Origin of the sequence: Spirosoma flavum (genome assembly GCF_042686045.1) — a bacterium.
Classification (GTDB): domain Bacteria; phylum Bacteroidota; class Bacteroidia; order Cytophagales; family Spirosomataceae; genus Spirosoma; species Spirosoma flavum.
In genome coordinates this window covers 322630-331637 of sequence record NZ_JBHUOM010000012.1, presented here as the reverse complement: position 1 = coordinate 331637, position 9008 = coordinate 322630, and the positions used below count along the sequence as shown (strand labels likewise).

Genomic DNA, 9008 nt, shown 5'->3' with positions numbered 1-9008 from the left:
TAGTCTAACAAGCCTGTCCATAAATTGACTGTTTATGGTCAATATTTTTCAGGACAAGTCAGACTAAAATTTAATAGATCTGACTGGTCGGTAAACTGTAATAGCCGTTCACTTATCGAAGCGTTTTCGTGGACAAAAAGAGTTAAATCTACATTTGTACTAAAGCAACAATGGACACGGAATGGATTATCAAAAATTTTAAAAACAAAATAATACAGTAGTAAGATCGGACTTTCTACCCTTTACTAGACTAACCAATGAACGATCTTAGTGTAATGTCCAGTAAACGGTAGACAGTCCAGTAGGTATATTATATAAGCATTTAAGAGACGTAGAAATTAAGATTAGGCCTGAATGAACTTACGGCCAATTCGATTAACCAACAAGCCATTAGCCACCTTGACTACCCCCGGTAGAATCCTGTAATTCTTTTTTGACTAGCGACCACCGCCGTCGGGAAATAGCAACGTCAATCCCGGTCGAAAGACGTAACAGGGGCCCACGATGGGTCAACTGGGTTTTCTGCACAAACGCTCGGTTGATGAGGCAGTTCTGATGAACACGGATAAAGTCGTTCATTGGTAATTGGCTGACGTAATGCTTCAGCGTGTAGGCCATCAGCTGTTTGGTCCCATCGTTCCAGTACAGCCAGCTATAGCCACGGACTCCTTTGATCATCATCAAATCAGTAATGGGTCTACTTTGCCAGCCAACGCGATGATCATTGACGCGTATCGTGATACTATACGAAACAGCAACACGTTCAGGGGTGGAAACCAGAAACGGATAATTCATAAATAACTTGAGTTTAGAGGAAGGTCGTCGGATTGATAAATACACCCCAACAGGTATCGTTTAGGCTTTTTCGACCAGCAGACCTATTTATTTCAAGAACTTTTGCAATGATTTAAAGCGATTCCAATCCCGGATAGCCCCATCCTGATCACCCATATCATATTTGGTTAGAGCCCGAATCTGGTAGGCAAGATGACTGGTCGGATGGAGCAACAAAACGTCATTACACGCGACAAGAGCAAGCTCACACTGTTGACTCAGGCGTAACTCAGCCGCCTGTTTTAAGCGAGTCATTATTTCTTTAGCTGTCGAGGGGGCCAGTTCAATAGGCCGGGGCTCTTCTTGCCTAAGAAGCTTTTTAAAGAAATTCATAACGGATGAGGTAATTAATGGCGGATTCATAACGATTTATGTGTTTTTATCAAGCAGATAGATATGGCTTGCACCTGAAAAAATCTTGAAAATTGAGCCGGGCTGTCGGGCCATACTACCATAATCACCTTTCCGCTCTGGTCGATTCGACGATTAATTGGATAACCACTTCACTAACACGAGCCGCGTTTAGTGTACAGTTGGCCAGTACAGGACTGCTGTCTTGGTGGGTATTCCCCGTGATGACTATCTCGTCCAGGTGAGCCATGGTGCCCCAATCAATAGGGCTAACAACCGATCCTGAAACCTTGGTTGGATTGGTGCAGGATGAGTATGGTCCTAGACATAACGAATGGTTGGCCCCCAACCTGGAAACATCACAGCACGTAGTTGAAGCAGAATTGGTAAGCCGATAGCCTCCCGGTTAAATAGGCAAAAAGATGGTTTCATAACGATGAGTGGGTAATGCGGTTGACTGCCCCAAAAGTAGAATAACCCCGTTTGTCCAACTCTTACGGTGGTAACACATCCTCTTGCTGTGGTAACAGATGGCAAAAAAAGCCCGTTACAGCGCCTAGCAGGTAATCTAGTCGGGCGTAACCCGGCAGTTGGGTGGCTCATCCGGTCATTAAACAAATCTGGGGTGGCATCCCCGAGTTAGCCCAACTGCTGACTGTGTCCGGGGCGGGGCGGTCAACCGCTGGTTGGAGATGAAGTCGAAAATGGAGTGCATCGTCGGCGCGGTTTAGGGCTTGAGAACGCAGCCGTACGTGTGGGACGTTGGGCTCATTGGGGTGCCTACGAGAGACGTATTGACTCTCGCTTATGTAAGATAGGCCGTCACTGAAACGGCACACTGGCAAGGCAGAGGTTTAGACGGACCGGGTAATAAAGCGGGAAGGGGGCTGGCCAAACTGTTCGCGGAAACACTGCCCAAAGTAGGAGGGGTTGTCAAAGCCCACTGCGTAAGCCGACTGGCTGACTGATAAGCCCTGTTGCAGCAGCGCGATCGACTGCTTGAGTCGGTACTCCCGAATGAAGTCGGTGGCCGGTAAGCCGACCAGCGTTTTGAGTTTGCGGTAAAGCTGCATTCGGCTTAAATTGGCCTGTATCGCCAGTTCTTCCGCCCCAAATGACGAATCGTCCAGATGGGTATCTAGGATCCGGTACAGCGTTTGTACAAACGGGTGCACCGGTTCGGACGAGGTTTCAGGCGATTGTAATTCCGCCCGGATCTTCTCACCCAGTCGGCGCTGGGTAGCCAGCAAATTGCGTACCCGCAGGCGCAGTTCGGTTACGTGGAAGGGTTTAGTCAGATACTCGTCGGCACCCAGCCGCAGCCCCTGCATCCGGCTATCCAGACTTACTTTGGCCGTGAGCAAGATCACCGGAATATGATCCGTACTGGCATCTGTTTTAAGCTCCTGGCAGAGTTCATAGCCGTTCAGGCGGGGCATCATTACGTCGCTGATGATCAGATCGGGGAGTAGTTGTCGGGCCTGTTCCAGCCCATCCAGTCCATCAGCGGCCCGATGCAGGGTGTAGTAGGGGGGCAAACTGGCGGTGATGAACTGGGCCATGTCGTCGTTGTCTTCCACCAGCAACAACACCGCGGGTTCGGCTTGGGGCGAGTCGGCAGACTGGCTTTCGGAAGCAGGCTCCTGTGGGGCCGTTGTTAGCGGAGCGCTTCCAGTCGGATCAAGGGCCACGGTTGTAGCGGTCACTGTGGGAGCGGCCACCGAATCAGTAACGGACTGATAGGGAAGCCAGACCCGGAACGTGGTTCCCCGGCCCGGCTGACTCTCGACCTGGATGGTTCCCTGTTGCAGATCGACCAGTTCGTTCACCAGCGCCAGCCCAAGGCCCGTTCCTATTGGCTGAAGACCGTTGCTTTTCTCGACCTGGTAAAATCGCTCGAAGAGGTGCGCCAGATGGTCAGCGGCCAAGCCAATGCCGGTGTCGGCTACCGTTAGGTGAAGGCCGTCCTGACCATACAGCTTTACGGTTACCCGACCCGGCTGCTGAAGGCTGCCCGGCGTAAACTTGAGCGCATTAGCCACCAGATTCGTTACGATGCGCTCAAGTTTGTCGGCATCGAACCAGTACAGACCGGTCTCTTCGGGCTGGTACATCAGGTCAATGTGAGCCGTGGTGGCCGCAGCAGTAAAGCCCTCCAGTACGTGGGCTATCACCCTATCAGGCCGCCCCGACACCAGCGTTAGCTTCATCTGCCGGGCATCCAGCCGGGCCAGGTCCATGAGCTGATTAACCAGTCCCAGCAACTGCCGGGCATTACGCTCCACCAGAATCAACCGTTCGCCGTAGGGCGTCTGTTTCAATTCACTCAGCAACGTTTCCACCGGCGACAGGATCAAGGTCAGTGGCGTTCGGAAGTCGTGGGTAATGTTGGCAAAAAAACGTGATTTGGCTTCATCAAGCTGTAGCAGATACTGGGCCTGCCGGGCAATGGTCTGGGTGGCCTCATTGATCTGGGTTTGCAGCCGGATTTGTGCCTGCTGGTATTGCCATTCCCGCCACCGACCCCAGGCCCATACCCCGCCCAGCAACAAAAACGACAGGGGAAAGGCAAACCAGCCGCGCAGATAAAACGGCCGTAGTACCCGAACCCCAATGGATAGCGTGGCCGACGACATTCGGCCGTCGGCGGCCTGCCCCCGAATCAGCAGTTCATGGTCGCCGTAGGGTAGGTTACCCAGCCGCAGCGAGGACTCCGTCTGGTAGCGCCAGGTATTATCCACTCCCCTGAATTGGTAGGCATACGTATTTTTCTGGGCATCGGTGTAATTGAGCAGCGCGAAGTCGAGGATACTACTCCGGTCGTCGGGCAGCAGCGTTATCTGACCTGTCTTGAGCAGTTCCGCGGTTTTATCGACCAGCGTGTTGCGGTCGGCATCGAACTGGCGGAAGGAAACTACCTGCAGGGGCAGGGAGGGCAGGGGGGGCTCGGCTTCAAAATCACGCGGGTCGAAAGCCGTTACCCCATTCAAGCCACCAAAATAGAGCCGCCCCTGCTTGTCCTGGTGATGCGCGATGCGGTTAAACTCGTTGTGGGTGATGCCCTCCTGCACTGTGTAGGTCCGGGTGGTGAGCCGGACCGGATCAAACTGCATGATGCCGTTGTCGCTGCTGAGCCAGAGGTGGCCCCGCCGGTCGGCATACACCGCATAAATATTATCGTTGTTCAACCCGTCGGCCCGTTTGAACTGGCGGTAGCGGTTTAGGGCTCGATCCCAGCACACCAGCCCGGCATTAGCCGTGGCCAGCCAGTAGTGTCCGTCAGGGTCCTGGTAAAAATGCTGGTAGCTGTCGGCGGGTAGCTTAAAGGCACCCCTGCCACCACGCCAGTAGCGGGCCGTAACGCCTTGTTGGGGGTCGACGGTGTAGAACCCCGTAGTGGCGCAGAGCCAGATCGTGCCCTGGCGGTCGGGGCCAATGTGCAATACGTGGGCCTGGGCTAATTCGGGAAACTGGTTATAGCCCCGGAAGGGGGTTACCCGGTTGGTGGCCGGGTCAACCAGCCACAAACCAGGATCGCCACCGGCCAGCAATCGGTGGGGGGTAGCCGAAAAGGGATGAATGGTCCATACGGCTCCTGGGCCCGGTAGGGGCATCACGGTGCTTTTCGTGGTTCGGTAATCGTAGGTAAAAAGCGTATAGCCCTCGCCTAAGTAGAGTTTGCCATCCAGATTACCGCTCAAACTATTGAATGACCGTGGCCTCCCCAGCAACCGAATGGCCGATGCTCCCGAGCGCCTGCTGGCGAACAACCCCAACCCATTCTCCAGATTCGTGTAGAGCGTATCGCCCACGGCGGTAATGCCCCGAACGGCGGGTTGTTTCCTGTTGCCGGATTCGTAGAACAAGCGTTGAAAGTAGTTCTGGCTGATCCGGATCTGGTAGAGGCCAAAGCTGGTTCCCAACCAGAAGCCCCCAATTTTGTCACGAAAAAAGCTCCGGTTATCAATCAGGCCGCTGGCCAGTTGATCGCTGATATCGAGGATGAACCGGCCAACCGAATCACGCAACTGGTAGCCATTCCAAACCAGTCCATTCCGGTCGAAGGCATAGGCAAGTCGTCGTTGCAGTTTCTGTGGTTTGATCAAGTCATTGGATTGCTCATGACGACGACCCGATCCGTCGATTTTATACAGTTGGCCCGTATAAGGGTGTTGCGCGTCTGTTGCATTCCGGTAAAAGAATTCCGTACCGGCATGGCGCTGGCCTAAATAGGTATAGATAGTTCCTGGGTGATCGTAGGTATGTAGCAAACGTCCATCCGACGTTAGTTCCACCAGTTGTTTCTGGTTGGCAATGGCCCAAATGGTGTTGCGGCTGGTAACGGCCGCCAGCGTCAGTGTCGTGTACCGAGGTAATGCTACCGTCCGCAACCCCGTTTTGGGATGGTAGACGGTCAGTTTGGCTGGCTGGTAATCTATGAAGAAGATCGTTCCGTCAGGACCATTCAGTAGTTGAATCTGCGGCAATACCAGGGGGTGATTGGGTCGGGGCTGGTGGAAGCGTTTCTCGAAGGAGGTGGCTTGGCCGGTTACCGGGTTAAAGAGGGTGATGGCTGATTTACCCTCGGGACCCATGAGCCACAACAGCCCATCGGCATCCTGAGCGATGGAATGGATGTCATCAAAGTCGAGCCCGTTTTTTTCCCGGGTATACGTCGTGAACGTAGCCCCGTCGAAGCGACTAAGACCCAGCTTGGTACCGAACCACATAAAGTCTCGGCGGTCCTGAAAAATAGCGTTCACTTCGCGGTGGGCCAGCCCTTGCTCGATTCCATACCGCTGGACGGAAGCCCCAAAGTGCTGCGCCCCGGCCAGCGAGTAGAAACCGACTAAGAAGGCTAAAACTAGACTGACTGCTTTCAACTTGTACTATGTTAACGCCTGCTTGCTGGGCTGGGATGCCAAATATAAATAGTATATTATTCTGACAGGTATACTAGATGAGTATTAGTTGGCCGCTCTCATAACTCACTCTGGCTCACCAGCGTGCTAATGGGGTGGATCAGAGCGCCACCGACAAGTATAGCCCAGATGGCCCTGGTGGGTGGAAAAGCGGTAGATGATACCAGCTGTTGTCAGCCACACGAGGCCGTAGATGAGTATACCCGTAGCGCCATTTCGGTAAATGTTGCTGATGTCGGATTGGGCTGCTTTTAAGGAATCGATCAAGCAAGGCTATTTCATATAGGACTATCTGCTCAGGATTGAGCTGGCCTAAAGTAACTACGTTCATCTCCTAGACTTTCTTAAAATAGTATTTTACCGTTAATTTTGGGACAAGAAATCCTTATTCTTACGTCTTCAGGTAATTGTACTTTTGCCAGAAATCGTCCGAACAAGGTAACATTTTAATAAGCGTTTACTGGTGTACTTGATAACAGTTAAACTTAGTCTATGCGTCGAGGGGAGAGTTAATTAATTGAAGCCTTTTCGTGAACGTTATCTTAGAAACAGCTAGTTGTATTTATCTAATAGAAAACCAATAGTAAGATCATCAAATTTCATACACATAAATTGTCTATTACCAATACAACAATTGTACTCTCACGGCTAGTTAAGCCAAGCTAAGAGTTCACTAGACTGTTACTAGAAGCATGGCGCCAGTTGGGTAGCTATGTCCCCGCCCGTACCGACTGATAAAGTCCGAATTAAGAGAGCGATCTTTGGACTTGCTACATTTGACTGGAGACGGATTTTAGGCACATTTGGGAACAAACCCAAAAGTACATATGAAGAAAAGACGTGTATTCGACGAGACGTTTAGAAAAATGGCCGTTGAGTTATCTCATGCAAAAGGCTCCGTGCAAGAAGCTGCTCGTGAGTTGGGCATCGATTCCAGCCGAATCACTAAATGGCGACAAAGCCACAAAAGCTCCAGTCAATTAGCATCCTCGGCCGCTGGGCTTAGTGAGGAGCAGAAGCTGATCAGGCGACTACAGAAAGAGCTGAAAGAGGCTCAGCTTGAGCGCGACATACTAAAAAAGGCAGTCGGCATCTTCTCCAGGGGAGACGGGAAATTTTCCGATTTATAGCGGAACATGCTGATCAGTTTCCTGTTGAGAAGATGTGCAAAGTACTGAAAGTCAGTAGCAGTGGCTACTATTATTGGCGCAAGCACCCAGTTGGTGCTAGGCAGCTGAAACAAACTCAGTTGCTGGACGATATTCGGCAGGTACACGCCGAAAGTCAGTCTCGGTACGGCAGCCCTCGGATTGCCGATGAGTTACGAGAGCGTGGCGTAAAAGCATCGCGTAATCGGGTTGCCCGTTTGATGCACAAGGCAGCTATCCGTAGTATCATGTATAAAAAGTATCGTGTTCAGACAACCGACTCATCGCATGATTATCCAGTAGCTAAAAACCTGTTAAACAGAGACTTTACGGCTGATAAGCCAGGCCAGAAATGGGTGTCTGATATTACTTATATTCCCACTTACGAAGGTTGGCTATACCTGACAACCGTACTGGATTTAGCAGATCGAAAGGTGATCGGCTGGGCCTTGAGCGATAACCTGAAAGCCATAGATACGAGCGTGGCTGCGTGGCGTATGGCCCTTAAGAACAGACAAATAGAAGGCGAACTTCTCTTTCATTCAGATCGTGGCGTCCAGTACGCTTGTACTGAATTTAGAGAACAGTTAAAGGGACTGCCAGTCGTACAGAGCATGAGTCGTAAAGGCAACTGCTGGGACAATGCCGTGGCGGAAAGCTTTTTCAAGACGTTCAAAAGTGAACTAGTGAACCATACTGATTTTCCGACTCGGACCGTAGCGCGGTTGGCCACCTTCGAATATATCGAGGGCTGGTACAATCGTCGGCGGAAACATTCAAGCCTAAATTATCAGACTCCCGCTCAACAAGAATCATATTTTTACACTTCCCCAATGGCCGCTTAAGAAAAATCTCCAGTATACTGTTGCAAGTCCACTTTACGACCATTGAGGAATGAAGGCCTGTCATATATAATTTATGACAGGCCTTATTTTTGGCTTACATTCTGTAGTACTTAGGGTAAAATTTCCAAATCGTACCGCATCAGCGGACCGCATAATTCGCCACGACTTCGCTGTAGCGTTCCTTCGTCAGTCTTATTTATCCGCGAATAAGCGATTCTACAGGGTAGCCTACCTGTCAATCAAGGAGTAACTTAGGGGTTGCAAGGCCATATACGGATACACCTTGGCTCGGCTAATGCCTAACAGTTTGGCGATTTCCTGAGCACTTTTTTCCCGCTTTTCACACAAAGTTCGTACGGCCTGAGCTTTATCACTGGCTTCTTTCGTCATGCCTTTGGGACGGCCACCCTGTCGGCCACAAGCACGGGCTGCCGACAAGCCCGCTTCGGAGGGCATAAAATGGCCCTTTTACCCTAGGCTCTTTATGCTCTCCTACTTTACCTCACGCACGGTTTTGGAGACCAGTCGTCGAGGTAACTCGACGGCTGAGTTTAATTACATAAATCCTCGTCAGCTGTCAGTGGCTTTGACACAATGTTTCGAATCGTACAGCACAGTAACGGCTGACCGTCGGCGGCCCTGCGAAAAATCCGACACGTTAAACGTATGTTCGGTAAACGGTTATTTTTCTCGTCGAGCGGCCATCGAATTGTGTTTGAGCTACGCTACGCCCCTGTTATCATTCCGGGCGTATTGCATGGTATTGAGTGCGGCTTTGATCGTATATTGCTCCGCAATAGTCTATGCGCCGGTTGGAGTGGCTATAGCTAAGTAAGCTTTCCTTAAACTATACCGTGATAGTGGGTTCACGGTATAAAAACGACATCAGGAATCTGAAACGGTAGTAG

General features: G+C 51.1%; 8 protein-coding genes. 4 read left to right on the top strand and 4 right to left on the bottom strand.

Annotated elements, in window-relative coordinates:
• Positions 1-390 precede the first annotated feature (390 nt).
• The 3 genes from ACFS25_RS16285 to ACFS25_RS16275 all read right to left on the bottom strand — a co-directional run bounded on the left by ACFS25_RS16285 (position 391) and on the right by ACFS25_RS16275 (position 6068).
• Positions 391-795: a LytTR family transcriptional regulator DNA-binding domain-containing protein gene (locus ACFS25_RS16285; RefSeq protein ID WP_381503075.1), complete on the bottom strand. Its 405-nt coding sequence runs from the start codon at positions 793-795 to the stop codon at positions 391-393.
• 87 nt (positions 796-882) lie between these two features.
• Positions 883-1197 (bottom strand): hypothetical protein, encoded by a 315-nt coding sequence (locus ACFS25_RS16280; protein ID WP_381503071.1) that lies wholly within the window; start codon positions 1195-1197, stop codon positions 883-885.
• Between the two features lie 842 nt (positions 1198-2039).
• On the bottom strand, positions 2040-6068 hold the full coding sequence (locus tag ACFS25_RS16275; RefSeq protein WP_381503067.1) for a hybrid sensor histidine kinase/response regulator transcription factor: 4029 nt from the start codon (positions 6066-6068) through the stop codon (positions 2040-2042).
• Between the two features lie 129 nt (positions 6069-6197).
• On the opposite strand from ACFS25_RS16275, the gene ACFS25_RS16270 reads away from it, so the two are divergent.
• The 3 genes from ACFS25_RS16270 (at position 6198) to ACFS25_RS16260 (ending at position 8100) form a co-directional block, all read left to right on the top strand.
• Positions 6198-6362, top strand: coding sequence for a hypothetical protein (locus tag ACFS25_RS16270; protein WP_381503064.1), 165 nt, complete (start codon positions 6198-6200; stop codon positions 6360-6362).
• Positions 6363-6934: 572 nt separating this feature from the next.
• The gene (locus tag ACFS25_RS16265) at positions 6935-7237 is read left to right on the top strand and encodes a transposase (protein WP_381503061.1); all 303 of its coding nucleotides are present in this window, start codon (positions 6935-6937) and stop codon (positions 7235-7237) included.
• Entirely contained in the window at positions 7222-8100 is an 879-nt protein-coding gene (locus ACFS25_RS16260; RefSeq protein ID WP_381503107.1) for an IS3 family transposase, read from the top strand. Before ACFS25_RS16265 ends, ACFS25_RS16260 begins: the two co-directional genes overlap by 16 nt.
• A 228-nt stretch (positions 8101-8328) precedes the next feature.
• Here ACFS25_RS16260 and ACFS25_RS16255 read toward each other — a convergent pair whose 3' ends face one another.
• Positions 8329-8556 carry a helix-turn-helix domain-containing protein gene (locus tag ACFS25_RS16255; protein WP_381503058.1) on the bottom strand — a complete coding sequence of 76 codons (228 nt, stop codon included), beginning with the start codon at positions 8554-8556 and terminating at the stop codon, positions 8329-8331.
• A gap of 210 nt (positions 8557-8766) precedes the next feature.
• Here ACFS25_RS16255 and ACFS25_RS16250 point away from each other — a divergent pair, with 210 nt between their 5' ends.
• Positions 8767-8931 carry a hypothetical protein gene (locus ACFS25_RS16250; protein WP_381503055.1) on the top strand — a complete coding sequence of 55 codons (165 nt, stop codon included), beginning with the start codon at positions 8767-8769 and terminating at the stop codon, positions 8929-8931.
• The last annotated feature ends 77 nt before the right edge of the window (positions 8932-9008 follow it).

Excerpts from the sequence above, each read along its gene's own strand:
- ACFS25_RS16265 (WP_381503061.1), top strand. The coding sequence starts at position 6,935 with ATGAAGAAAAGACGTGTATTCGACGAGACGTTTAGAAAAATGGCCGTT.
- ACFS25_RS16285 (WP_381503075.1), bottom strand. The coding sequence starts at position 795 with ATGAATTATCCGTTTCTGGTTTCCACCCCTGAACGTGTTGCTGTTTCG.
- ACFS25_RS16280 (WP_381503071.1), bottom strand. The coding sequence starts at position 1,197 with ATGAATCCGCCATTAATTACCTCATCCGTTATGAATTTCTTTAAAAAG.
- ACFS25_RS16270 (WP_381503064.1), top strand. The coding sequence starts at position 6,198 with ATGGGGTGGATCAGAGCGCCACCGACAAGTATAGCCCAGATGGCCCTG.
- ACFS25_RS16250 (WP_381503055.1), top strand. The coding sequence starts at position 8,767 with ATGTTCGGTAAACGGTTATTTTTCTCGTCGAGCGGCCATCGAATTGTG.
- ACFS25_RS16255 (WP_381503058.1), bottom strand. The coding sequence starts at position 8,556 with ATGCCCTCCGAAGCGGGCTTGTCGGCAGCCCGTGCTTGTGGCCGACAG.